24 protein-coding genes and 1 pseudogene are annotated in these 24,312 nt (G+C 64.0%); 17 read left to right on the forward strand and 8 right to left on the reverse strand.

Going from position 1 to position 24,312, the window contains the following annotated elements; translation table 11 throughout:
* Positions 1-84: 84 nt before the first annotated feature.
* Positions 85-1,074, forward strand: a complete 990-nt coding sequence (locus BST17_RS20775) for a hypothetical protein (protein ID WP_083060824.1) — start codon at positions 85-87, stop codon at positions 1,072-1,074.
* Positions 1,067-1,498 (forward strand): hypothetical protein, encoded by a 432-nt coding sequence (locus BST17_RS20780; protein WP_083060794.1) that lies wholly within the window; start codon positions 1,067-1,069, stop codon positions 1,496-1,498. Before BST17_RS20775 ends, BST17_RS20780 begins: the two co-directional genes overlap by 8 nt.
* 186 nt (positions 1,499-1,684) lie before the next feature.
* Here BST17_RS20780 and BST17_RS20785 read toward each other — a convergent pair.
* Positions 1,685-2,515 (reverse strand): annotated as a pseudogene (locus tag BST17_RS20785) (IS481 family transposase); the annotation flags it as partial.
* An 869-nt stretch (positions 2,516-3,384) separates the two neighbouring features.
* Positions 3,385-4,911, reverse strand: coding sequence for a hypothetical protein (locus tag BST17_RS29020; protein WP_133053562.1), 1,527 nt, complete (start codon positions 4,909-4,911; stop codon positions 3,385-3,387).
* Positions 4,912-5,222: 311 nt separating this feature from the next.
* Here BST17_RS29020 and BST17_RS20790 point away from each other — a divergent pair, with 311 nt between their 5' ends.
* The 4 genes from BST17_RS20790 to BST17_RS20800 all read left to right on the forward strand — a co-directional run bounded on the left by BST17_RS20790 (position 5,223) and on the right by BST17_RS20800 (position 8,121).
* On the forward strand, positions 5,223-5,999 hold the full coding sequence (locus BST17_RS20790) for an endonuclease/exonuclease/phosphatase family protein (RefSeq protein WP_083060795.1): 777 nt from the start codon (positions 5,223-5,225) through the stop codon (positions 5,997-5,999).
* Positions 6,000-6,019: 20 nt separating this feature from the next.
* Positions 6,020-6,832, forward strand: a complete 813-nt coding sequence (locus BST17_RS29025) for a hypothetical protein (RefSeq protein ID WP_133053563.1) — start codon at positions 6,020-6,022, stop codon at positions 6,830-6,832.
* A 416-nt stretch (positions 6,833-7,248) separates the two neighbouring features.
* Positions 7,249-7,785, forward strand: a complete 537-nt coding sequence (locus BST17_RS20795) for an AAA family ATPase (RefSeq protein WP_083060796.1) — start codon at positions 7,249-7,251, stop codon at positions 7,783-7,785.
* Between the two features lie 51 nt (positions 7,786-7,836).
* Positions 7,837-8,121, forward strand: a complete 285-nt coding sequence (locus BST17_RS20800; protein WP_133053564.1) for a hypothetical protein — start codon at positions 7,837-7,839, stop codon at positions 8,119-8,121.
* A gap of 1,259 nt (positions 8,122-9,380) precedes the next feature.
* Here BST17_RS20800 and BST17_RS20810 read toward each other — a convergent pair.
* Positions 9,381-9,833: a hypothetical protein gene (locus BST17_RS20810; protein ID WP_207573686.1), complete on the reverse strand. Its 453-nt coding sequence runs from the start codon at positions 9,831-9,833 to the stop codon at positions 9,381-9,383.
* Between the two features lie 176 nt (positions 9,834-10,009).
* Here BST17_RS20810 and BST17_RS20815 point away from each other — a divergent pair, with 176 nt between their 5' ends.
* The 3 genes from BST17_RS20815 to BST17_RS20825 are packed head-to-tail and all read left to right on the forward strand — an operon-like array spanning position 10,010 to position 12,716.
* Positions 10,010-11,839, forward strand: a complete 1,830-nt coding sequence (locus BST17_RS20815) for an alpha/beta hydrolase (RefSeq protein WP_083060799.1) — start codon at positions 10,010-10,012, stop codon at positions 11,837-11,839.
* Positions 11,836-12,408 (forward strand): LppA family lipoprotein, encoded by a 573-nt coding sequence (locus tag BST17_RS20820; RefSeq protein WP_083060800.1) that lies wholly within the window; start codon positions 11,836-11,838, stop codon positions 12,406-12,408. Before BST17_RS20815 ends, BST17_RS20820 begins: the two co-directional genes overlap by 4 nt.
* Positions 12,405-12,716 (forward strand): type VII secretion target, encoded by a 312-nt coding sequence (locus tag BST17_RS20825; protein ID WP_083060801.1) that lies wholly within the window; start codon positions 12,405-12,407, stop codon positions 12,714-12,716. The genes BST17_RS20820 and BST17_RS20825 overlap by 4 nt, the downstream gene beginning before the upstream one ends.
* 102 nt (positions 12,717-12,818) lie before the next feature.
* On the opposite strand, the gene BST17_RS20830 is transcribed toward BST17_RS20825, so the two are convergent.
* On the reverse strand, positions 12,819-13,880 hold the full coding sequence (locus BST17_RS20830) for an HNH endonuclease (RefSeq protein WP_083060802.1): 1,062 nt from the start codon (positions 13,878-13,880) through the stop codon (positions 12,819-12,821).
* Between the two features lie 125 nt (positions 13,881-14,005).
* On the opposite strand from BST17_RS20830, the gene BST17_RS20835 reads away from it, so the two are divergent.
* Positions 14,006-14,326: a hypothetical protein gene (locus tag BST17_RS20835; RefSeq protein ID WP_083060803.1), complete on the forward strand. Its 321-nt coding sequence runs from the start codon at positions 14,006-14,008 to the stop codon at positions 14,324-14,326.
* Between the two features lie 152 nt (positions 14,327-14,478).
* On the opposite strand, the gene BST17_RS20840 is transcribed toward BST17_RS20835, so the two are convergent.
* Positions 14,479-15,210 (reverse strand): ATP/GTP-binding protein, encoded by a 732-nt coding sequence (locus BST17_RS20840; RefSeq protein ID WP_109750228.1) that lies wholly within the window; start codon positions 15,208-15,210, stop codon positions 14,479-14,481.
* Between the two features lie 9 nt (positions 15,211-15,219).
* On the reverse strand, positions 15,220-15,351 hold the full coding sequence (locus BST17_RS29890) for a hypothetical protein (RefSeq protein ID WP_264002175.1): 132 nt from the start codon (positions 15,349-15,351) through the stop codon (positions 15,220-15,222).
* 255 nt (positions 15,352-15,606) lie between these two features.
* On the opposite strand from BST17_RS29890, the gene BST17_RS29370 reads away from it, so the two are divergent.
* From BST17_RS29370 to BST17_RS20875, 7 genes are all read left to right on the forward strand, one after another.
* On the forward strand, positions 15,607-16,173 hold the full coding sequence (locus tag BST17_RS29370) for a sensor domain-containing protein (RefSeq protein WP_165762318.1): 567 nt from the start codon (positions 15,607-15,609) through the stop codon (positions 16,171-16,173).
* Between the two features lie 341 nt (positions 16,174-16,514).
* On the forward strand, positions 16,515-17,375 hold the full coding sequence (locus BST17_RS29715; protein ID WP_234807756.1) for a hypothetical protein: 861 nt from the start codon (positions 16,515-16,517) through the stop codon (positions 17,373-17,375).
* Between the two features lie 153 nt (positions 17,376-17,528).
* On the forward strand, positions 17,529-18,485 hold the full coding sequence (locus BST17_RS20855; RefSeq protein WP_083060804.1) for a DUF7159 family protein: 957 nt from the start codon (positions 17,529-17,531) through the stop codon (positions 18,483-18,485).
* Positions 18,486-18,524: 39 nt separating this feature from the next.
* Positions 18,525-19,136, forward strand: a complete 612-nt coding sequence (locus tag BST17_RS20860; RefSeq protein ID WP_083060805.1) for a hypothetical protein — start codon at positions 18,525-18,527, stop codon at positions 19,134-19,136.
* The gene (locus BST17_RS20865) at positions 19,136-22,225 is read left to right on the forward strand and encodes a helicase HerA domain-containing protein (RefSeq protein WP_083060806.1); all 3,090 of its coding nucleotides are present in this window, start codon (positions 19,136-19,138) and stop codon (positions 22,223-22,225) included. The genes BST17_RS20860 and BST17_RS20865 overlap by 1 nt, the downstream gene beginning before the upstream one ends.
* 7 nt (positions 22,226-22,232) lie before the next feature.
* Entirely contained in the window at positions 22,233-22,730 is a 498-nt protein-coding gene (locus tag BST17_RS20870; RefSeq protein WP_083060807.1) for an O-acetyl-ADP-ribose deacetylase, read from the forward strand.
* Between the two features lie 30 nt (positions 22,731-22,760).
* Positions 22,761-23,702, forward strand: coding sequence for a mechanosensitive ion channel family protein (locus tag BST17_RS20875; RefSeq protein ID WP_083060808.1), 942 nt, complete (start codon positions 22,761-22,763; stop codon positions 23,700-23,702).
* On the opposite strand, the gene BST17_RS20880 is transcribed toward BST17_RS20875, so the two are convergent.
* Positions 23,703-24,077, reverse strand: coding sequence for a type II toxin-antitoxin system death-on-curing family toxin (locus BST17_RS20880; RefSeq protein WP_083060809.1), 375 nt, complete (start codon positions 24,075-24,077; stop codon positions 23,703-23,705).
* Positions 24,074-24,280 carry a CopG family transcriptional regulator gene (locus BST17_RS20885; RefSeq protein ID WP_083060810.1) on the reverse strand — a complete coding sequence of 69 codons (207 nt, stop codon included), beginning with the start codon at positions 24,278-24,280 and terminating at the stop codon, positions 24,074-24,076. Before BST17_RS20885 ends, BST17_RS20880 begins: the two co-directional genes overlap by 4 nt.
* Positions 24,281-24,312 lie beyond the last annotated feature (32 nt).

Consider the following 24,312-nt stretch of genomic DNA (forward strand, 5'->3'; position numbering starts at 1 on the left):
ACAATATCTGGAGTGTTCGCTAGCAACCGATGGTGATGTCGCGATAGTGTGCGCACACGTTTCCAGAACTGCGGGGGTGGTTGCATGGTCTTGCCGTTGATACCGGTTGCTCTGATTGCTGTCGGTGCAGTCACCGGCGGTGGCGGACTGGCGTTGGGTGGGAAGGGTGGCCTTGCGATCAAGAAGGCCCAGTCGCAGCGCGGTGACGCGATCAAGCGGTACGAGGCGCGTCGAGAGCTGAGTGAGACTTGCGTCGCTGAGACGAATACACACCTTGAGGGCCTCGGCGGTGACCAACAGCAGGCGTTAGCCGACGTGGTGCTGCGTATGGCGGAGTTTCTTCGTCGCAACGAACGGCAGGTTCGGGAGAATGAGCGTTTGTTGGTCGACGGGATCGACGCAACGATGCAGCGAGTCACTGGGCTCACGACGCTCGACATCGATGCGGCGTCGTGGATTGCTGGAGCGCTTGGATCTGTTGGGGTTGGTCTCGGGGCTGGCGCGGGGGTCTCGGCAGCCGCCGCGAGCTTCGGTGTGGCCAGCACCGGAGCGGCGATATCTGGCCTGTCCGGCGTTGCTGCGACCAATGCTGCGATGGCATTTCTTGGCGGCGGCAGCCTGGCGTCCGGCGGGGGAGGGATTGCCCTGGGGGCGGCCGCGCTCAATTTTGTGACATTCGGGCCCGCTCTCTTGATGGGTGGGTTTGTCACACATATGCAGGGCGACAAAGCTCTGACTAGCGCTAAGGAAGTGTGCGCCAAAGTCGACATCGGAATTGCCAAACTTGACGAGTTCGACGCCAAGCTGTCAGCCGTGGACACGCGGGTTGACGAGTTGCGCTCCGTACTCGGCGATCTGCGAGGACGAGCAGTCGCGGCGTTGGATCTGCTGGAATCCGAACCATTCGATGCAACTGTGCATGCAGACCGGTTCCAACGAGCAATGACTTTGGCGATGGCTGTGCGGGATGTTGCCGCCGCCCCCGTTGTGGACGAGGCCGGAGACCTGACGAAAGAGAGCGCGGACCTGACGGTCAGGTATCGCGCGATGACTGAGGAGGCCGCCGGTGCCTGATCCCGCAAAGGTGCACACTGCCAAGGTGGTTGGACGGGCCGCCGGCGGTGTGACGGCGTTACAGGGTTTCGACGCGCTCCACCAGATCGTTTCTGCTGCCAAAGAATGCATCGCTGTTCATGAGACGGAGAAGAGTAAGCGCGCACGGCTGCAGACGTACGAGACCACGGAAGTGGCGCGTATTAAGGCAGCTGAGTCGGTTCTCAAGGACTATTTTTCGAAGGTTTTCGCTGAGCGCCGATCAAACTTCGAGGAGCTGTTCAACCGACTCGATGGAGCGTTGGAAGCGAACGACGGCGAAACTGTGGCTTTGATGGTGCGCGGGATCGTCGACATCGCGAAGACGTCGCCGCTCGCCGACCTTGGGGATCTGAGTCAGATTCGCGCTGCGCTTGATGATCCGGACCAGGTGTGGGAGCTCTAGGGCAACAGTGGCTAACCCGCACGGACAACCTGCATGATTACGGGGGTTTCCTCCTGGGATTGCTAGATCGGCGTGAGCGCGAGGGTATTCGGTGACGATCCGTTCGATGTCGCCTCGGAAGTTGTCTGGCCGGAGACAGTAATCTCGACGGTGAGCACGAAGCGGCCCGACCGGATCACAGCGGTCGATCGTTTTGGTGTTCTGGTAGACCTTGCCGTCGGTTTGAGGCCGATACGGGCGGGTTCGACGATGCTCGATTGCGCCGAGTGCGTCTCGGAATGCGTGGGATCGGTAGCAGGATCCGTTGTCAGTCAACACTTTTTGCACAGTGATGCCGCACCCGTTGAACCAGGTGTTTGCGCGTGTCCAAAATGCTGCAACGGTTTCTTTGCGTACAACAGCCAGCAGCTCGCTATAAGACCAGCCGGGAGTGCCCGTCGATAGCGGTATGCAGGAAGTGGTAGCCGCGCAGCGGCTGACGGTGTTTGTTGAAGACACCGCTGCTCCTGCCGACGCTGCCGTTGTGGCCGCCTTTAGTCCGACCGAGCATCCTCCATCCGCCGCCGGAGGGGATCTTTCCGAGCTTTTTGACGTCCACATGAACCAGATCACCGACAGCTACCGACTCGATCCTACGGATGACGCGCCCGGTGGGGCGGTCTAACCACCGCAGCCGGGCGACCCCGTAGCGGGTCAGTACCCGGTGCACTGTGGAGGGATGTACGCCCAGCAGGTATCCGATTTGAGAGCTGGGCCGCAGCGGCGGATGACTCGGACCTTGATGATGCGGCGTTCGGTCCGGGTCGGAGTGCGGTTGGGACTGTAGTGGGGTCGTGAACTGCAATCAGTCATGCCGGCCGGCCCGAGTTCGCGGTAGCGGCGAGCCCAGCGCGAGGCAGTCGTGACCGCGACCTGGAACCGTTCGGCGGCCCGGCGCAAAGGCCAGCCATCGTCGACTACGCGACGAGCCAGGCGCAGACGACCGGTTTCAGACAACGGGGCATTACGGTGGGACATGCAGACCTCCGAGAGGGTTGGTGCGTTCCTAGACAGCTCGCACTTCACTCGGAGGTCTTCGTCATGTCACCGTGCCACGCCGTACCTAACGTCCGTGGTCAGTACACCTAGCCCGAGAGAAAGCAGCTGCTGATAAGCGCAAGAGGGAGGAGCGGGCCCGACTTGAGGAAAGAGACTCACGGAGGCGCTGGGCAAGCGAGGCGCAGCACTCCTCAAACGAGCGAAATCTAGTGTGCAGCAGATCGTATCGACCGAGGCGGCCCAGTTGCGTCATCTCGGGGAGGTCGACTTCGCCTCGGACGTCAAAGACATCGAAGATAGTCTGAAGAAACTTCAAGCCCTGCAGGCGAAGGTAAATGAGCTGTCAGGACTGCCCGCGCCGAGCCCGCACGATCGAGATAGCGTTGCCCACGCAAAGTCCTCGATATCGAGGCTGGAGCGAAGGGCTAACGAACGCGTCAAGCTACTGAGTACGTCAACTTCGGCTACATCGGCGATCTTGAGGTTGGACGCGTGCTCGCGCTACGTCGAACCGTGAATTACTACCTTGACAGCGACCCTCTCAAGTCGGCGGGGTTGGCTAACGAGTGCGTCATCATGGACGCCGCGGGTGGGCGGAACACGTCTCTCCAGCACTCCGGGGGCGCGCCCGCCGGGGGTGTCACTGCCTCGTGGCCTTCGCAATTCTTGGGAACAGATTTGGGAACACAACCCTGCGAAACCCCCGAAATCACATGGATGTAATCCCGCCGATCGAACACCTGAGAGGTTCTGACCTACACTTTCGAGACCGCACATGCGAAACCCCTTGAGACGCAGCCCATAAACCCGGAGGCGGCTATCAAAGCCTGCGTACAAAAAGCGACACGTCAGGTCAGCTCCTCCAGTAGCAGATCAAGTGCTGCGATCGCAGAATCAGCGACAGCTTTTGTAACTTCGTCGCCGGAGCGTAGCGCAACGCCAGGGTGGACATAATTTCGCCATTTCCTGAAGACATTATCCAACAGCTGAGCTGTACGAACGTTTATATAACGCTGCGCCCCCTGTGCGTTTGGCGGATCACTGGCGAAGCCGGGGCAGGCCGCCTCGATCAGCTCTTGAAAGCCAAGCTTGACGGCCTGTGCTTTCGTCATTGTCGAGTAGTGGAGCACTATATCGAGCAAAATGCCTTCGATCGCAATTCCTGCCATGACCACTGATGCCCGGTAGTTGCCTGTTATGCGACAGCGCATCGACTCTAGCCGGTCGGCCATGATAAATTCACGAAGGGATGGCTCATGGATGCATGCGGTGCTGCTTTCGTCCGGCTCGGACTGAACTTCCAGAAGCTGCGGAAAATCCGGATCTGACCACCAGTCTGAAGGCGCGGCTCTGAACTTTGCAACCGATTGCCGGTCGCCGTGTGAATCCGAAGGTATTTGCCAGTGATCAAGGTGGCTACGCAGCGCCAGCGAGTGAGATAGCGCATCCCAGGTCAATTTGTTAGATTCGCTTGACTTGAAGACCAAGCGAGAAGCTTCAACCCAGTGGCTCAATCGATCGCCAACGAACTCGTTATACACGGGATGGCGACTGCTATGAGCGGAATTTTGATAGAACGCCGCGGTGAACAATGCCAGGCAGGCGAGGTCCATAGTTCTTGCGAACCGGTGCGTATGCGGCCCCGTGTAGTCGCCCGCCGGAATTAAGTATATTGTCCCTTGCCTATTCAACATGAGGTACTCAACGCGCGATTTCTGGTTGATTGCATCATTTTCCGAAAGAACCGCATCCACTAGCTCACTATTTAAGGTCATTGGATCGCGGGTGCCGATCAGCAATGCGACCAGGTCGGCAGTATTTTCAAATACAGAGCTTTGGAAGTCCGGGAATGGCAGATCCAGGCGAAGCTGGAATCCGAAATAGGAATTTGGGTATCGAAAAGTGTGAAAATCTAGCTCTCGATCTCCTGCGGCTAGAAAATTGACCATCCGCAGGGCGCGGTCAATCACGGGGATGTTTCGGGGCGAACGGAGAGTGTGCAAGTCGTCGAAATCGTTGTTTCCGAGCTCTTGTGCGCTTATGTTCACTGTCGCTCTTACGCGCGACAGCAGAACTCCTGGGAATAGCTCGCCCGATATTGATTTGATTGCACCAGTGACGTTGCCCATCTCTACCGAGCTGTCCGGCAGACGGGTTATTTCCTCTTCGAATAATCCCGAGTCTCGTGAAAACAACCGATAGAATCCGTCCCTAGGTCGCAGCGCGTGGGGTACAACAATATACGGCTCAGGGATATCGAACTGGTTTACCAATGAGGGGTGCGGTTTCACATCGAAAAATCTTCGCACCCGGGATTCGGTCCACGAAAGCGCAGGAGCAGGCGTCGCAGCGACCCATTGCACATCCAGCTGCATCTTTTTCTCCCTAATTGCGTGGCGCATCGAGGACTCGAACCTCGTCCGCGGTAAACCGCGTCCGCCCCACGGCGGCTGCGCCCAGAGGTCGCGCAAACGCCTTACGCAACGCACAACGCCTTATCATTGACGTTTGGTCGGCTCCGGTCAACGAAGCGGGGCTTTCGGCGCGTCGGCCGGTTCGGTTCCCTGTTGACCTTACTGGATGTCATCGACCGCTGCATGTGAAGCAACGCCATCTCCTAGAGGTGGGCTAACCTTCAGCCCATGCAGTCACGTTTAGAGCTGTCTCGGACCGTAGAGGAACACTTGTGAGGTTTGCGACCTACAACATTCTTGAAGGCGGCGACCTCTCGAGAGGTGATCGGACTGGTCAGATTCTTGACGGGATCAGGAAAATTGATCCTGATGTTCTCGCTCTGAATGAATGCCGTGGTTTCGATCGAAGTGACAGCCAGCGTTTCGAACTGTTCAAGAATGAGCTGTCGATGCAGGGTGTCATTAATGAGTCTGATAGCGGTAACCATATCGCTATAATGTATAAACCCCACGTGCCAGTTTTCGAGGCACACACCAAGCGCTCCGCTCTGATGTTTAATGGGTTCACTCGGATTAGTATCAATTCAGAGCAGGTCGGGCGTTTGGCCGTTATTGCGACGCACCTGCACCCATTCGCGGCGGCATTTCGTGTCGGCGAAATGCAGACTGTCGCGGCACGGGCTGCTTCTGCTCCCCAGTCGATCATTATGGGTGATATGAATAGCATTGCCCCGGGGGATGCGGCAAACGTGTTGGAGAATGCTCCCCGAACAATGATTGAACGGCTGAAGGGAATGACGGGTGATATCGATACGTCCGTGATTTCCCTCTTGTTAGAACGCGGCTACTGCGATCTTGGGCAAGCTGACCCTGTGTCGACCTATCCCACTATGATCTCTCGCGAAAAAGCGCGACCGCAAGTCAGGCTGGACTACATCTTCGCAACCGAGGAAGTGGCCCAGTTGTGCCACAATTTCCACGTGTGCGATGATGCCGCTTTCCAGCGTGCGTCGGACCATCTTCCTGTCGTCGCTGACATTGATATCTAGATTCTGATTGCGAGGCGAGCATGCAGCGAGACGTTGTGGTCGAGATATTAGGTTTAGTAGTTGCTACCTTTCTCGGTGTTACCGCCATCATGTCAACAAGCGACGACCAAATGTTGAATTGGCTGCTGCTCGACTCATCGTCGGCCTCCAACGCCCCCGATCTTTTGCAGCGACTGCGGCTTGTGTTCCGCGTTGCGGTATTGTTGGCGTTGCTCATCGCGGTGTTGGGTGTATATCTGCTGACAAGGCGGTGGCGTGGACGGAATATCTCGCCCACAGTCGATGCCATCGTTGATGACAGTATCGAGATCGTGTCGGCAGAAGATGCCATTGCCGCTGCTATTGAAAGATTGCAATCATCGCCAGCGCCGCAGAGGCTCATAATATGGGGCTATTCGCTTGGATGGGCGGCACGTCTGTCGCAATACATCGAGGGAACTGCAATACCTCGGTTGACTGTTGACATCTTCGTGACCGAAGAATCTTCGATCGGCGTCAGATTTAGTGATCCGAAAGCGGAGGAGCGAAAAGCGGTTTTGCGGCTTCGCCTCGGCGAATGGAAACAACTGGCCGATCTCCGGCGATTGCAACGGGTACATATTTATGCCCACCCGTTTATTCCCCACGACTTGGGGCTAATGATCGATAATGATTTCGCGATAATCCATTCCTACGATTGGGATGTGTCCAGTGGCCGCATTGCGCATTCGAGACAATCGGGTAACAAAAGGCGGTTCCTTCAAATATCCGCGAAGGGTGCGTTAGGTAGTTACCTTATCGAACAGCTCGACGCACGCTTTCTTTGCCGAATTCATGATTCTCCAAAACTCTAGGGTGCACTGACCACTAGGTACGATTAGGGCAGCATGCAGATGACTCACTGTGTGACTCTTCAAACGCCGCGAGGGCGTCCGTAACAACTTTGGGTCTGCTGCAATCAAGAATGTCGTGACAAGTTCATTCAGCGATTGGATTGCATACAGCGACCACAGCCCCATGACGATCGATCTGGACGTTCCGTGCTCACAAGACGGTAAAAGGTGATCGCCAATATGGTTGTGGCCGTTGATCCGGCGATTCACGTCGGGATTGTCAGACCTGCATAGTTCAATCGTCTCGTAGAGGAACTCGAAACCGGGGGGTCAAGTCATGCCGAGCAGTCTGTCCAAGACGCCACTCTGCAACTGCTCGACGTCGACAGCGACTTAGACAATGCGGCTCGCGACTTCGTCCTTGGCGCCCTCGCTGAGTGGTGGATCATCACAACGGCGTGTCCACAGCGGACGTGTCGCCTACGTACCTGACTAACATCACGGTCTCCGGGTTCCGCGGGATCGGCTCCACCGCCAAACTCGACCTTCACCCGGCGCCGGGGCTGACGGTGATCAGCGGTCGCAACGGCTCCGGCAAGTCCAGCTTCGCTGAAGCCGTCGAGCTCGCTTTGACCGGCAGCAGCTACCGATGGCGCGGTAAGCAGGCGCTCTGGTCTGAATCCTGGCGCAACCTGCATAAGCCGAACCCGTGCGCGCTGCGGGTCGGATTCACCCGCGAGGGCAGCAAGCCGGTCAAGGTCGGAGTCGACTGGGATCCCGAGGCTGAGCTGGCCGATCGCACCCTGTGGACCCAGCGCGACGGTAAGCAGGCCACCGACGGCATCTGCACACCCGCTGCCGTTCAGCGCCCGATTCCGCAGATCCGTCACGATACGAAGCGCCTCGAATGGGATATGCACGACCTGGATATCGACGGAGTCGGGGTGGAAGTGAAATCAGCTGCCTACGTGTAAACGTGGTAGCAAACCCGGATTTCAGATATCGCGTTCGGCATCCGCCCCGCAATGCGTTCGAACGCGCGCACCAACACCTATGCCACTGATACGAAGCGAAGCGCAGATGTGTACGTCTTCTGTGTGCTTGAGGGTGAGGATCGCAAAACCATCGACCCGCTCGACGTCGGCCATTGGACGTTCTATGTCTTGCCCACCAGCGAGCTGGACCTACGAGTTCCGACGCAAAAGACGATTCGACTTGGGCCGCTGAAAGCCCTCGGCCCGCGTGTGTGTGCTTACGATGATCTTGAGGCGGCCATTCATGAGGCAGCGACGGTCAATTGCGGCAGCTGACTATTGCGATCACGACTCCGGACCAGCGTCTGTTTGCCCTAACGGTGCGGACTTCAGTCCTCCGACGACTCCGTCCGCCGTGCACTGCTGAGCGCCGGCACTGCCGCGTCCACTTTCACGATCTTCGCCCTGCTGTACCCCGCACTTTCCCCAACATTGAGGCCATCGCCTACGGGGACTTCCTGCGGCCGCCGTAGGTGACCGCCTGCTCGGCCACCCCACCAACCCGCCGCGCTGTTCGGAGCAAAACGCCTCGAACCCGCAGTTGACTCTCTCCGAACCGGTTTGGTGACTGGGCAGTCGGCACCGAGTCATCGGTCGGATTGAGGTACAGCCCCGATTGAATAGACCCGGCCTGAGCCGGAACTCAGTGCGTTTTTTCAATCGGAGCTGACCAGTCGAGTCTCCAAAGTCGTATGGAGCGAAGAAATTTCGTGCGTCATGCCGTTCTAAGATCAAGGCGGTGAAGTGAACCAGTGCACTAGGTAAGCCAGCAAACGGTGCAATTTGGAACTTTGTATTACCACTTGTGAACAGAACTAAGTACTGTCCTCGTCGCGGTGTCGATGCAGCGCCGGTGGCGGGTCCGGCCGTCGCAGCACCGCGTACGCCGCCCAGATCCGACCGTCGATCGTGATGTGCGAGGTTCTGAAGAAGGCGATCGCAATCAGTGTCGCGGCACAAACGAAGGTCAAGAACAGGTTTGACGGCCACCTGTCCAAGGTGCCCAGAAACAGCAGGATCAGCGCAGCGGTACTCCCAACCCAATACGCGCGCCGCCGAACAGAAGCCGGTGACCGCGTCCGGGACTTGACCAGTGGAAGACGCTTCCCGCGATTCCAATCCCGAAACACCCAGCGGCGCAAGCGAGAAGAAGACCATCAATCGTGATGCATGCGCTTTCGTCGTATCTCCGGGTTGGCGCCGCGACAGCATTCTGCCACCAGCTCTTGCCGCCACCACCGCTGGGGAGCGGCACAGAATCGCAAAGATCGCCGATTGTGCCGCCGGCGTGACCGCCGAAAGATCCGCCCGCGATCGATCCAACAACGGCGACTCCGGCCGCCGTCCAGGGACCGGCGAACCCGGCGGCGGCAGTCCGGCAGCCGAGCCACCGCCCATACCGCCGACCACGCTGCCGGCCGCTGCACCCAGTTGTTGGTTCGCATGCGGTCCACCCTGCGATGTAGTCGTGCACGGCGATCCCCAATGTGACTGCGTCGTTGACCTTCCCGATATGGCCTGCGATCGCAGCCGCATCACGTGGGGATAGTCTGTCGAGCGCATTTGGCCGGTCGGGCCGGCGTCGCCGTAACCCTCGGCTCCGGTCCTCGCGAAACCCACGTGCTGCTGAATGTTTCTTCAATACCTGACCGGCCCTCGCCGGACTCATTACGAGTCGTTTCAAAAGCACCGTCGATCTCGGCACACCACAGATGTCGTCGGTCCAACGCATCATCGAAGGCCCATGACCGTTCGACCCCGCCGCGTGCCGCGATCACCACGGTGTTCACGTTCGGAGCGACATCTGCATGCGAGGTGTCGTAGCCGGCCTGCGCGAGTCGGTTGATCAGCCGTTCGCCGGCGGCGTTGGCGCGGAACTCGGTGATCACCGGGATGTCGGCGTGATACCCCAACAGGCGGGTGGCCAGCGCAGCAGCGTGCTTGCTGCCGCCCTGGCGGATGTTGAGTGTGGCGATCCACGTGGTCATCTCGGTGTAGTCCCTCCGCTCGACGTGGCCAGTCCAAGCGAGCCGTTCAGTGTGAGGGTGGCCACCGACAAGTGCCGGCGCGCTCAAGCCGACACCGGTTCGGAGCGCTCAATTTGGTGCACTGCACCCCTGCGGCGGCGCGATAGCGTATCCGTGGGGAAGGGGAACAGTCAGCGGTGCTGCTCAGTGATATCGAGTCCTGGAATGTGGGCGCGTTGCAGTCGATCGCGCATGAACTCGGGGACGAGCTGACGACGATCGAGGGCGTGGCCTCTGACCTGGAGCTGATCTCCCGGCTGCCTGGGTGGGAGTCGCCGGCCGCCGACGCTGCCCGCGGCAAGATCGCCGAGTCCACCGGCAAGGTTCTCGACGACGCCGCGGTGATCGGCGCCGTGGCGCAGTTGGCAGCGGAGACTGCGGCGGCGGTCGCGACGGTGCAGGCCGGTGTGGACGCGGTGCGCGCCGATGTCGCAGCCCAGGGCGGGTTTCTGGTGCTCGCCGACAACGGCGATGTCACCGTCACCGGTCCTCCGGACGTGCGTGAAGAGCTCAAATACATCGCCGAGGACATCGAGGTGCGGGCCAAGGCGCTGATCCACCAGGCCGAGGACATCGACGCCGACTGCGCCGAGGTGTTCGGCCACGTCGCGAACGGTGACATCACCGCCCGAGGGGCGCCCGACGTCGTGTCGGCCCAGGAGATGGGCCGTGAGCAGTCCGGATTGTCCGCGCCGTACCCACCCGAAGGCGAGGGTGTGATGCCCACCGACGTGAAGGCGTGGTGGGACGCCCTGTCGGCCGAGGAGCAGGAAAAGGTCAAGGCCGAGCATCCGGACTGGATCGGCGACCGCCCAGGTGTGCCCACACCGGTGCGCAGCGAGGTCAACAAGGTTCAGCTCGACCAGGAACTGGCCGACGCACAACGGGCGGTCGACGAGATCCCGACCTTCCAGGAGTACGCGGGTGCCGGAGCCGGTGGCCCCGGTTCGGCATCGAAGCGCAACGAATACGACCGCATGGTGGCGGACCGACACGCTCGGCTGGACGAGGCCCGGGCGCTCAAGGGGGCGATGTCGTTGGAAAACAATCCAGACAAGGATTACGACTCGAATAGGTATTTGATGCTGCTCGAGTATCCCGACGGCCGCGAGACCCGAGCCGCGATCGCCGTCGGCAACCCCGACACCGCCGACCACGTCAGCGTCACCACACCGGGCGTCGATACCCGAGCCACCAGCATGCCCGGGATGGTCGACGAAGCGACTGCACTCCAAAACGAGACCCTGAACCAACTCGAATTGGCGCACAGACCTGACGAAGACGTCGCGACCATCGCCTGGCTCGGCTACGAACCGCCGGGTAAAGACATCTCGGTGCTGGAGGCAGGGTTTGAGAGCCGGGCCAACGAGGCGGCACCCGATCTGGCCGAGTTCTACCGCGGTATCAATGCGACCAATGAGAACGGGTCCGATGTCCACTTGTCGGCATTCGGTCACTCCTACGGGTCGCTGACCACCGCTCAGGCACTCAGCGAGCTCGGTCAGACAGGCGTCGTCGATGATGCGGCCTTCTACGGCTCGCCCGGACTGGGCCACACCGACGACACGATGACCCGATTCGGAGCTCACGGAGTTCCGATCGAGCTGATGCGGCCGATCGGCGATGAGGTTGATATGAATCTCGCCGACGGCCACGCCTACGTCATGACCGCACCCGGCGACTGGATTTCCGGCGACCCGAAACTGGGGCCGTTCGAGCTACCGTCAGCAGGCGACCTCGGTCAGTTCGGGCCCAACCCGACGACGCTGCCGCTGGAACAGCTGTCGTCGAACGCCGCGGTGAGTCCAACCGACAATCTGCCGCGCACCGGTGCCGAAAGCCATGCGGACTATCCGCGCTCTGACGACAACAACCGCTTGCGCACCCCGGGGTACAACCTTGCAATCATCGCAGGGGGACTCGCGGACGTACCGTTGGACGACGGTCGAGAGAGGTTGATCCGATGAAAGTGTCGTGGATCGTGGGCCGCTGCGTGGCGGCCACTATTGCCGTTGGAATGCTGGCCTTGGCGGGATGCAGTAGCGACGGTGGCAGTTCCAACTCTGGTGACAGCTATGACTCGCCCATCATCAACGAGGACGTTCCGAAGATGGATATCAAGAACCTGCCTGACATCGAGGCTACTCGCGCTCAGATGCTGGTGCTGTTTGAGGCGGTGCGCGCAGAGGTCAGCGAGCTTGTTCCCAACAGTGTGCCGTGGCAATGGCGACGCGAGGAAATGCGGGGAGGCTGCGATAACCACGGGCAACGCGGGGTGTCACTGTACTTCGCCAAGCTCACCTCAACGCATTCATTCACCGATGAGGAATGGGCGCTCGTGCTGCCCGCCGTCGAGCGCCTGGCCGCCGAAGCAGGTTTGACGAACAGTTCCGCGATTCAGAATTCGGCCGGCGCCCACGATGTGAGCATCACCAGCGACGACGGGCGCGAGCTGAGATTCGGCTCGATCGAGGCGTCGCTGATCACGGGCACGATCGCCTGCCGACTGCCCGCCGGGGGGAGTGGCGCACCATGAGTCACGAGAGCATCGTCGTTTCGACAGCCCAGGTGCGGCTATCTGCTGATCAGATGGCCGTCGTCGCCGCTGAGGCGTCCTCCAGTCGTGCGGCGGTCGCGGACAGTGTGTCGACCCAAGGCGCTGGCTGGAAGGAAAAGGCCACACCCGGGTTCGGGAAGTTCATCGATGTGCTGGAAGCGCAGGCGGCGCGGTTGCGTTCCGACCTGACGGCACTGGGAGATTCGTTGCGCGCAGCCGCCGATGTCTACGACCAGCAGGACAACGAGGCCGGCGGGGCGATCGACAGCGCGGTGCGCTACGAGTAGGCCTGCGCAATATTTCCTGCCGCCGGTTCCAGGCAGCTGCACGCGACTGAAATCGACCTGCTCGCCCGAATCGTTGAGGTCACCGTCTGGGACGCACGTACGTCAGCAACGCATCCACCCCGGGGCGAACCCGATATCCAACCGCACGGTCGCTTTGTACCCAGACCACGTCGCAATCCCCGGCGGCTGACTGCCATAGATGCCGCGCGCGGCCGCAACCACCCGCGGATACTCGGTCGGCCAGCGGATCGCCTCGGCAATCTCCTGCAGAATTGTCTGGTCACGGCCGAGCACCTGATCGACCAGACCTACCGCCGGCAGCGCGTGCCGCTTGTCGGAATTGCACCGCACGCACGCCAATACCAGGTTGGCCAAGCCGTCGATGCCGACCAGCGACCACGGCAACACGTGATCGATCGGGTTGTCCGGCGGCAGTGGGGTTTCGCAGTAGAAGCAGCGCGCACCGAAGGCCTCCTTGAACGGCCCCCTAACTGCTGCCAGTGCCGTGCGGTCCCGGCCGAAGAGATGCCCGGCGATGTCGGGCACCTCCGCGGTCAGGAACTTGTTCATCCGCCGCACATCGTCGACCCACATGATCTCCAGTGCCGGCTTGAGCAGCCCGGCCAGGCGGGCCAACCCCGTCGCCACCCCGGGATTCAGCACGATCGCGTTGCCGTGCGCCCGCAACGTCCGCCGCGACACGTTGGAGTGCAGGAAGCTGTCGTTGTAGAGGAAGGGGTCGTGCGCGCCGGGAAGCCGCTGCAACCGATACAACGGCTGCTGCGCCAAGCACAGACCGATCTCCTCGACCGAAGACTCATACACGGTCGGCGCTGACATCATCGCCACATTCAGCGACGTGGCGCCCGAGGCAGATCGCAACGCCCTGACCGCGCGGGGAATTCGCTCCTTCTCGCCGCTGGATTGGCGTAGCTCGTGTCCCTCGAACGGTCGCACCTGGCGCCAGTACAGTTCGAGCACCCGATGGGCGAGCGCACCGATGGGCACCGCCAACGGGTCTGACGGCTGCTCGGGCAGATTCTCGAGGCAGTGATCGATGAGCGCCATCAGGCTGGCCAGTTTGTAGGTGGCCACCCGCTGGCCGGTCTCCAGGACCGCGACCACCCGCTGCCCCAGCAGCAGCGGATCGATGGCGTCTGGCATGCGGTCTTTGTTACCACCCCAGGGGGCGACGACGCGACCGCCACGACTTGTCGGTACCCCCTGTCATCCTGATCGGCTGGCCACATGCACATCCGGTGCGGCCACAGACGATTGGGAGAGCGGCGATGAGTAACCGATCCTCGGACGCCTCGAACATCCTGGGCGCCATCGGTGTCGCCATCGTGGTGCTGATCGCGATGGTGCCGAAGCCGGTGTGGATCGCGCTGGGCATCGTGGCGGCCGTCGCGGTGGTGACCTGGATCGTGTACGCCATCGTCAAAGAGGTGGAGAACAGCCACATCGACGCCTCACTGCGGGCCGAACGCGAGGACGCCAAGGTCGCCGAGCAGCGCGCCGCGTTGTACGCCAAGCTCTATGGCATCGAGGCCGCTCCGGACACAACCCCCGCCGATTCGGCCGCCGAGGCGGTGATGGCGCGGGTGTAGGCCTACCGGGAAATCAAGCAGCAGATCGACAAGGCCCGCGGGACGGAGTCCGGATGACGTGCTCCATCGCCTCGAATTCAAGCGCGGGCTGCGATGCGACGCACGTTGTCGGTGGGGCCTATCGCGCCTCAAACCCCGGTCCGCGCAACGGCTCACCGAACTTCCCGCAACGCCACCAGCGGCTCGACCGTCCGGACCGCCACGTCCAGCCGTTGCTCAAGCGTCCCCATCAGCAGCACCCACGACTGCCCGGCCGCGGTGAGCGCCTCGGCGAACCAGTCGGTCATCGCCGCGCGGATTGCGAGGTCTCCCTCGCGCATCCCATCGTCCTGCCACGGCAACCCGTCGTGGTCGGTCAGCAGATACACCGCACGATCGGGCACCGACGTCCACGGCCCGCCTGACGCGTCCTCGCGGCGGGTCTGCTCCGGGCCGATCACGTCGAAATCTGCGGCATCCCAGACGAAATCGGCAACGCCACAGCCGGACTCCATCTTCAGCTGGGTGTACTCGCGCCCGTACTCGGACACACACTGCGTCGACGCCCAAACCCCACCCCGGGCGCGAAAGTGCGCAGCCAACCGCTGCGCCACCATCGTCGTCCCGGTCGACTCGGCACCGACCACCACGACCCGCGTCGTCAGCCCGGCCCGCACCGCCGGCACCAGCTCGCACCATCTTCCGGCGAGATCGGCCCGGACGTCGGTGCTGGCACCGGTCCGCGACATCTGCACCGCCGTGGCGTCGAACCACCGGGCCAGCTCATGGCAGTAGTCATCCCCGCTGAACACCGCATCGACCTCGGTCCGGGCCCCGGATGCGCGCACCCCGGCCTTCATCGCGGCGACCTGCGCGGGCCACACCCGCAGGTCGGTCGCGTCCATCGTTGCATCTCAACGGATCCCGGCCACCCGCACCGCCGCGTCGCCGGCATGTTCCGCACGCATCCAGCTCACCCGCTGCTCCAACGTCAGCGACTCCGCCGCCGAGGCCATCACCAACACCGTGAACTCACCGCACCGCACCAATCCATTGTGGCGGTACGCCGGTCTAGGCGATTAACTCGGCTAGCCTCACTGCTGTCCGATCATCGAGACGGGGGACGGTTGATGCTCGCAGCTGAAGCTCTGTGCTGGACGGCGGTTGGCACTGCCTTGGTTGTCTTGACGGCCGGTTGTTCTTCGGAGAGTGTTGAAATGCCGGCCGCCGCGACCACCGACAGGACGGCCGCGTCTTCGACGACCCAGGGACCGGGTTCCTTCGCCTGGATATCGTCTGTCATGCCGACCGATGCCGAGCTCACCGAGGCGCTCGGCTACACCGTGACTACAGATGGCCCGCCGAGCGTCCGGCCGGGTCGCAAGTTTCGAAACACGTTTATCGGCAGCGGCGAAGTCGCAGAACGGGACTGCATAGGTGTCGTTTCGCCGCTGGAACAGGAAGCCTACTCTGGAGCTCCCGTGACTGCAGTCAGCTTCGCCACGGAGGCCGCAGCCACCTACTCCGCTGCGGCGTTTGATTCAATCGAAGGCGCCAAAGCGACGTTTGAGCGATTCGCCCAACAATGGCGGGCTTGCGATGGGCGCACCGTCGTCAAATCTTTGGCCGGGAAGCCTCTGCAGGATCGGATCTCTGGTGTTCAGATCACTGACGTCGTGATCTCAGCGGTCGTAACTCTCGACGGCCCCGAGGGAGTTCCCGTTGTGGTCGGCCGCGCATTGGGAGTGGCCCATGACTGCATGGTGGACGTCGAGCTCGGGTTCGTCGACCCGGTGGATCAGACGCGCGCGGCGGAAAGGGCAGTGCTGCTGGTGGAAAAGATGCTCAGCCGAGTCGCAACCTCATGACGCGGTTCAAAAGCTAGTACTACCGGCAGTATCGCCATCTCCCGTAGTACTGCGGGTAGTACTACTTTTCTGCAGGTATTCTCGCCCCGCATCGCACGAGGACTCGGCATCGGCACCCGAAACGTCACCGCCGCAACGCCGCCGGGGCCAATGCGGCCGCAACCGGGCTGACCCGGTCCAGTCCGGAGAAGCGGCGCGGGTGATCGGCGAACCTCGCCAGTACGTCCTCCGCAGGCAGCCGATAGAGGCCCAGTCGGGGACCGTGTCGTAACCATGCCGGCCGTCCGCCCGTGCGTCCGGAGCAACCCGAAAATGTCATACCCACCTGGGACAATGGACGTATGCCGCAAACAGCCCACATCCGTCTGCATGTGCTCGAAGCCGCCGACTGGAAGGACGGCATCATCACGATTCTGGAGCCCCGATCGCCGTACCGGCCGTGGCGCTACGCGTTCGGTGACGCCCGGCCCGGGGACTGGGCCGTCGTGGTACTCGGCACCGATCCGACGACCGTGCTGACGGTATTGGCGCGCATCGATCAAGAGGACGGCCTCGGCGGGGCCGCGCTCGATCTACGCCGCTACTCAATGCATCTGGTGGATCTCACCACGCTGGCGATGCTGCTCGACCTTCCCGATGCCTTCGACGACTGGCGGTTCACCGACGAGGAAGCCGAGCGAATGATCCTGGCGCTGCACGAAACCCCCGTGCACGGCAGCCACCGGGACCGGTGGGGGCATTCGACGGTGGCCCAGGCGCGCAATCTGCTGAGCTTCTGGGGCAAGTGCCACAGCTGTCACGACGAAATCGACCTCGCCACAGCCGATGCGCGCGATCAGATCCATGTGCACACCGCAGACCCGCTGCCACGCCCGCAACCGCTGCCGCCGATCCGGACCACGGCCAACTACCCGGGGCGCAACCCGGACCGGTTCTCGACGCGGTACGACGCGCAGGACTGGCCCGCCGTGCTCTGCCGGCGCTGCGCCGGCCGGATGCGGTCGGGCGGCTTCGCGAGCTTCGTTAAGTACCAATTCGCTCAGCACCCGGCTTGCCCCGAGTGCGGCGGCCACCGCACGCAGACGATCGGTTACGGCATGCCGACGGACCCGGACGAGTGGGGCCCGTGGCGGTACATGGGCGGGTGCTGCCCGAAGAGCGACACGTGGCACTGCAGCCTGTGTGACCATGAATGGTCGTGACAGCGAACCGCCGGCCGGCACTCACCGCTGCACATGCCCACACCGGCAAACAAGCACCGGCACAGCGCACCTCACCCCGTCCACCACGGCGAGTCGACCCCGCCCCAACTGGGTAACCTCAAGATCACAGAAACAGATCAGGGGGATAACGACGTGAGCCTCGTACTGGGTCTTTCGGTCACCTCGAAGGACGTCCACGGCGAGCTGGTCGACGGCGTCACCGGCCAGGGCGACCACCTGGACCGCCAGGTACTCGACGTCGCCGACATCGAGGACTACCTGGCCCACCTGCCCGATGAACACCTGCACGCCGTCGGCCTCACCTGGACGCACGACGCCGAGGACGAGGCCGTCAAGGTCCGCGAGGCACTCGACACCTACAGCGGGGGAGCACCCGTCGTCCCGGTCCGCGACGTCGACGCCGCCCAGGCGCTGGCCCGCGGCATCGCCGACCTCACCGGCCACGACTTCCTCGTCGTCTGCGTCGTCGAACCCGACAGCTCGGTCGTCGCCACCGTCGACGGGTTCCACATGCACGTCGAGAGCGTCGACCACGCCGACGCCGCCACCCTGACCGACCGCGTGCTGGCCGTCGTCCGCGCCGCCAAGCCCAGCCCCGACGCCGTCTACATCCTGGGCTCCGCCGACACCGACGACCTCGTCACCGCGCTACGTGAGGACGCCGACCGCCCCGTCATCACCGCCACCGAGGCCGACTTCGCCCTGACCCGCGGCGCCGCCCTGGCCTCGGCGCACATCGCCAACATCCCCGACGAACCCGAGCAAACCCCGCGCGACCGCACGGTCACCGCACTGACGGTCACCCTGGTCGCCGCCGTCATCGTCTTCGTCGTCTCCGTATCCCTCACGCTCGCTTGGCCTTCCACGCCCACCCCGGCCCCCGAACCCGAGCCGCGGCCGCAGCTGGCGCAGAACGTCGAACCCATCGCACCGCCGCCGGCGCCGAGAACCCCCGAACTCGCCAAGCACCTGAACGTGCCGCCGCCCGTCCAGGCGCCCCCGCCGCCGGCACCCGGCCCGGCCCCGGAGCCCAGGATCCGCGACAACCCCGTGCTCGACCGGGTCCCGTTCATCGACCGCATCCGCTAGCCGGCACGCCCCCGCGCCCATGCCGCTACGTTGTAACGCGTGAGTGTCACGCCCACCGACCTGACCGGGACCGAGCGCGCCGTGCTGCTCGTCCTGATGGCCCAGGCCCGCCCGGTGCCCAACGCCGATCTGCTGGCCTACGGCCCCACGCTGGACAAACGCAGCCGGGACAAACTCAACACCCTCGACCTCATCGAATCCGAGCGCGTCGGCGGCCGCTACATCCACGAGCTGACCGACCGCGGCTGGCGGCTGTGCCGCGACATCATCACCGCCGGCGCCCCGCCGCGCTCCACCGGACCTGCCAAGACCCTGTACACCGTGCTGGCCGGGCTGAACCGCTACCTCGACACCGCCGACCTCAGCCTCGCCGAGCTGTTCTGGCCCAAACAAACCCCCAGCGCCGCCGAACGGATCACCCAGGCCTACACCGAGCTGGCCGACAGAACCGGCGCATGGGTCGGCCTCAGAACGCTGCGCCGGCAGCTCGACGACGTCCCCGACCTGGACGACGCCCTGACCGAGCTGTACCGCACCGGCGCCATCAGCCTGATCCCCGAAGAAAACCAGAAGGTCCTCACCGAGGAGGACCGCGCCGCCGCCATCACCATCGGCGGACAGGCCAAACACCTGATCGCAATTGAGGTTTGATGCAGGACGCACAACGCGAAGCACTCGCCGCCCTCCGGCTCACCTGGGCGCCCACCAGTGACGACCTGTGGCGCCCGCAGGCCCCCACCCACGTCAGCGGACTCAACGAACGCGCCGTCGACGACGTCATGGAGGCCTTCGCCGACGCCCAGCGCGACCCCGAATCCGCCCCGCTCGGCGTCACGATCCGAGGCCAGGCCGGCTCCGGCAAGACCCATCTGCTCGGCCAGATCCGCGAACGCGTCCAGACCGGGGGCGGGTTCTTCTTCGTCGTCGAACTGCTCGACGCCGCCAGCTTCTGGGAATCAGTACGCGCCGGCGTGCTGGAAAGCCTCGGCCGCCGCGGCGCCAACCGCGAAACCCAACTCAAAGACCTGCTGTGGGAACTGTCCTCGATCGCGCACGTCTCGCGCGCCGACCGCCGCGCCATCATCGGCGACGAGGACCTGGACCGCGAAACCCTGGACGCCTTCGTCAACGACCTGGCCAAGGCCCGCCGCGACGTCCGCGACTGCCACCAGACACTGCGCGCACTGGTCCTGTTGTCCGCCAACGACCTTGTCGCCCGCGACATCGGCGACTCCTACCTGCAGGGCAGCGAGGAGGTCGGCGCCGATGACCGGCTGCACTGGCGGCTGCGCGGCAGCGCACCCTCGGCCCAGCACTGCGTGCGCGATATCGCCCGGCTGGCCGCGCTGGCCGGGCCCTCGGTGCTCGCGCTCGATCAGATCGACACCCTGCTCGCGCAGTCCTCGACCCGCACCGACGAGGCCCGCGGCGCGGGGGACGGTGTGCTGGAACAGGTTGCGCACGGCCTGATGTCGGTGCGCCAGACCATGCGGCGCACCGTCCCGGTGGTTGCCTGCCTGCCTTCGGCGTGGGAGAGCATCCGCGACCGCGCGACCGCCAGCGTGTCCGACCGCTTCCGCGTCACCGCACCGCTGGCGCCGCTGCCGAGCGCCGATATCGGCAAGGCCATCCTGGAACGCCGGTTCGAGGCGGCCTATCTGACCGTCGGCTTCACCCCGCCGTACCCGAGCTGGCCGATCAAACCCTCGGCCTTCGACGACGCCGCCGGCTACACCCCACGCCAGCTGCTGATCCGCGCCGACGCGCACGTGCGGGACTGCCTGCGCCGCAAGGAGGTCATCGAGCTGGCGCACCTGTCCGATGAGCTGCCGCCGGAAGACCAGCCCGACAACGACTCTGCCGACACCTCACCCATCGACCGGCTGTTCACCCAGTACCGCTCGCGCGCCGTCCCGGCCGCCGCGCTGGACGCCGACGGCGAGGACACCGCGGTGCCCGCCCTGCTCGGCGCCGCGCTGACCGCGTGGATCGCCGAACACGGCGACGACCAGTCCTACGTCTGCGACCCGCCGCCGGGCTCGCACGTCGTACTGCACGCCCGGCTGCGCCAATCCCTGGACGCGGCCACCGACGACGAGCGGCATTGGGCGTTCCGCGCGATCGGCGCCACCAACGCCGTCGCCGCCCAGAACCGCATCAAAAAGACGCTCAGCGCAACGGGTTTGAACGCCGGCACCGACCGGCGCAACCTGTTCTTCCTGCGCAACCACCCGTGGCCGTCCGGCCCGAAGACCGACGCGCTGATCAAGGACTTCGAAAACCAGGGCGGGCGCACCCTGACCCTCTCCGATGACGATATCCGCACCATGACCGCGCTGCGCGACCTGATCGACGACGACGTCGCCGGCCTGACCACCTGGCTGCGTGTGCGCCGACCCGCCCACGGCATCACCGTGCTGCGCGAGGCGCTCAACCTCAACGGCGACGCGCCCGCGCGGGTGATCGAAGAGACCGTCGAACTCGAGGACGACGGACCGGAATTCGGTGCCGCCGAGTCCAAGATGCCGCTGGGCATCGACGTGCGCACCGACACCACCGTGGCCATCGACCTGGCCGCGCTGCGCAAGCACGTCGCCATCTTCGCCGGCTCCGGGTCGGGCAAAACCGTGCTGATCCGCCGCCTCGTCGAAGAGGCCGCGCTGCGCGGCGTGTCCTCGATCGTGTTGGACCCCAACAACGATCTGTCCCGCCTGGGCACCGGCTGGCCGGAGAAGCCGGCCGGCTGGCGACGCGCCGACGACGAACGCGCCCGCGAGTACCTGGACCACACCGAGGTCGTCATCTGGACCCCGCGCCGCAGCACCGGCCGCCCGCTGGCGTTCCAGCCACTACCCGATTTCGCCAGCGTGCTCGATGACCAGGATGAGTTCATCGAGGCCGTCGAATCCGCCGTCGCCGCCCTGGAACCGCGCGCCCAGATCAGCGGGCAGACCGCCAAGGCCGCCCGCTCACGCGCCGTGCTGCGAGAAGCGTTGCAACACTACGGCCGTCAACCCAACCCGACGCTGCCCGGCTTCATCGCCATGCTCGCCGACCTGCCCGATGATGTCAGCGAGCTGGCCGACGCGCCCAAGATGGCCGCCGAGATGGCGCAGAACCTGCGCGCCGCCACCGTCAACGACCCGCTGTTCGGCGGCGCCGGAACGGCGCTGGACCCCGGCGAGCTACTGACCCCGGCCGAGGGCAAACGCGCCCGGGTTTCGGTGATCAGCATGATCGGCCTGCCCAGCGACGAACAGCGGCAGAGCTTCGTCAGCCAGCTGCAGATGGCGCTGTTCGCCTGGATCAAACGCAACCCGGCCGGCGACAGGCCGCTCGGCGGCCTGCTGGTGATGGACGAGGCGCAGACGCTGGCCCCAGCGCGTGGTGTCACCGCCAGCACCCGCAGCACCTTGGCGCTGGCGTCACAGGCCCGCAAGTACGGCCTCGGGCTGATCTTCGCCACCCAGGCGCCCAAGGGACTGCACAACCACATCCCCGGCAACGCGGCCACTCAGTTCTACGGGCTGCTCAACTCGCCGGTGCAGATCGCCACCGCCGAGGAGATGGCCCGCGCCAAGGGCGGATTGATCAGCGATATCAGTCGGCTGCGGGCGGGCAACTTCTACGTCGCCACCGAGGGCAAGTCATTCCATCGCGTCACCGCGCCGTGGTGCCTGTCCCATCACCCGGCCAGCCCGCCGTCGGCCGACGAGGTGCTGGCACTGGCGCAGGCATAGTGGCGGTATGCCCATCATCACCGCCGTCCACGGCGATATCACCCAGCAGGACGTGGACGCCGTCGTCAACGCCGCCAACAACGCCATGCGCGGCGGTGGGGGAGTCGACGGTGCCATCCACCGGGCCGGCGGCCCCGAGGTCCTCGAGGACTGCGTCAGGCGCTTCCCCGACGGCCTGGCCACCGGTGACGCCGGCTGGACCACCGTCGGCCGGCTGCCAGCCCGCTGGGTGATCCACACCGTCGGACCCAACTACAGCGCAGGTCAGCGCGATCGGTCGCTGTTGGTGTCCTGCTACGCGCGCTCGCTACAGGTCGCCGACGAACTCGATGCCCGCACAATCGCTTTCCCGCTGATCAGCGCCGGAATCTACGGCTGGCCCAAGGGCGACGCCATCAAGGCCGCCATCGAGACCATCGCCGCGGCAGAGACGAATGTCACCGAGGCGCGCATCGTCGCCTTTGACGTGGGCACCTTCGAGGCGGTGACCGCAGAACTTGATTGACCCCCAGCCCAGCTGGGTACGGTCGGAACCATGGATGTGGTCAACCTTGCCTTCGAATGGACGGATACCAACAAGCACTGGCTGATCGAAGTTCCCATCCGGGTCGCGGTCTACATCCTGGTCGCACTCATCGCCCGGTTCGTGCTGCACCGCATGATCGACCGCGCCACCACCGGCCGCAACCCCAAGATCATCGACGATGCCGAACCCAAACGCGCCGCCCGACTTCGCGGCCTGCGGGAGCGCTCCAACACGGCCAGCGCCGCCAAGGCCGCCGCGCGCCGCCAACAACGCGCGCAGACCATCGGCTCGGTGCTGAAGTCGACGGTGTCGATCGTGCTGCTCGTCTGGGTGGTGCTCACCGTGCTCAACGTGTTCGGCGTCAACATCGCCCCGTTCATCGCCTCGGCCGGTGTGGTCGGCCTGGCCATCGGCTTCGGCGCGCAGAACCTGGTCCGTGACTTCGTCACCGGGGTGTTCATGCTGCTGGAGGACCAGTACGGCGTCGGGGACACCGTCGACCTGGGGGAGGCCAGCGGCGAGGTCGAGAGCGTCGGCCTGCGCATCACCACCGTGCGCGATATCGACGGCACGCTCTGGTACGTCCGCAACGGCGAGATCGCCCGGGTCGGCAACATGAGCCAGGACTACGCCGTCGCCCGCATCGAGGTGCCGGTGGCGCTGAATGCCGATGTGCAGGAAGCCGAGAAAGTAGCCCTCGACGCCGCCCGCGCGGCCGTCAAGGACGAGTCCATCGCCGCCAAGGTGCTCGGCGAGCCGGAAATGCTTGGCGTGCAGACCATGACATCCGACCAGCTGACGCTGCGGCTGACCATCAAGACCAAGCCGAACGCGCAGTGGTCGGTGCAGCGCCGCCTGCGCCGCGAGATCCTGCGCGCCTACGACGAGCACGACATCGATCTGCCCTACCCGCCGCTGCGGGCCCCGATGGCCGTCAACGGTGCCGAATAGTCAAGCGCACCACTCGCGGAGCTGGTCGGCGATCAGCGCCAACTCCGGCTCCGCGCCGGTGGCCACCCGGATGACGAAGTCGAAGCGGTCGTCCTCCGACGCGGAAACCCATTGCTCGTTGATCGCCAGAAATGTTCGGCAGGCGGCCCACGCCAGGCGCTTGTTACCGTCGACCAATGCGTGGTTGCGCGCAATCGAGTGCATCAGAGCGGCGGCCTTGAGAAACACGTCCGGGTAGGCATCATCACCGAAAACTGTCGCCCTGGGCCGAGATAGCGCGGATTCCAGCAGCCCGAAGTCGCGGATCGTCACATCCGGGTCGATGGCCCGCTTCGCGATCTCGATCAGATCTTCGAGATCGAGGTACTCGGTCACGCGTCCTTGAGGCGCTCGAGAACGCCGGCCTCCTCGGTCAGCACCCGGCTCAGTGCCGCGTCGACCCTCGCCTTGTGTGCGTGCCGGGCGATGTACTCGTCGATGGCGGCCAACGCGACAGCCTGCATCGACCGACCCTCGGCCGCCGCCTGGCGGCGCAATGCCTCGGTCTGTTCATCACTGGTACGCAGTGTCATGCCCATGACGGCATGATACCGAAGTGATACCGTAGTCG

This window comes from Mycolicibacterium bacteremicum, assembly GCF_002086115.1.
In the GTDB taxonomy this organism is placed as follows: Bacteria; Actinomycetota; Actinomycetes; order Mycobacteriales; family Mycobacteriaceae; genus Mycobacterium; species Mycobacterium bacteremicum.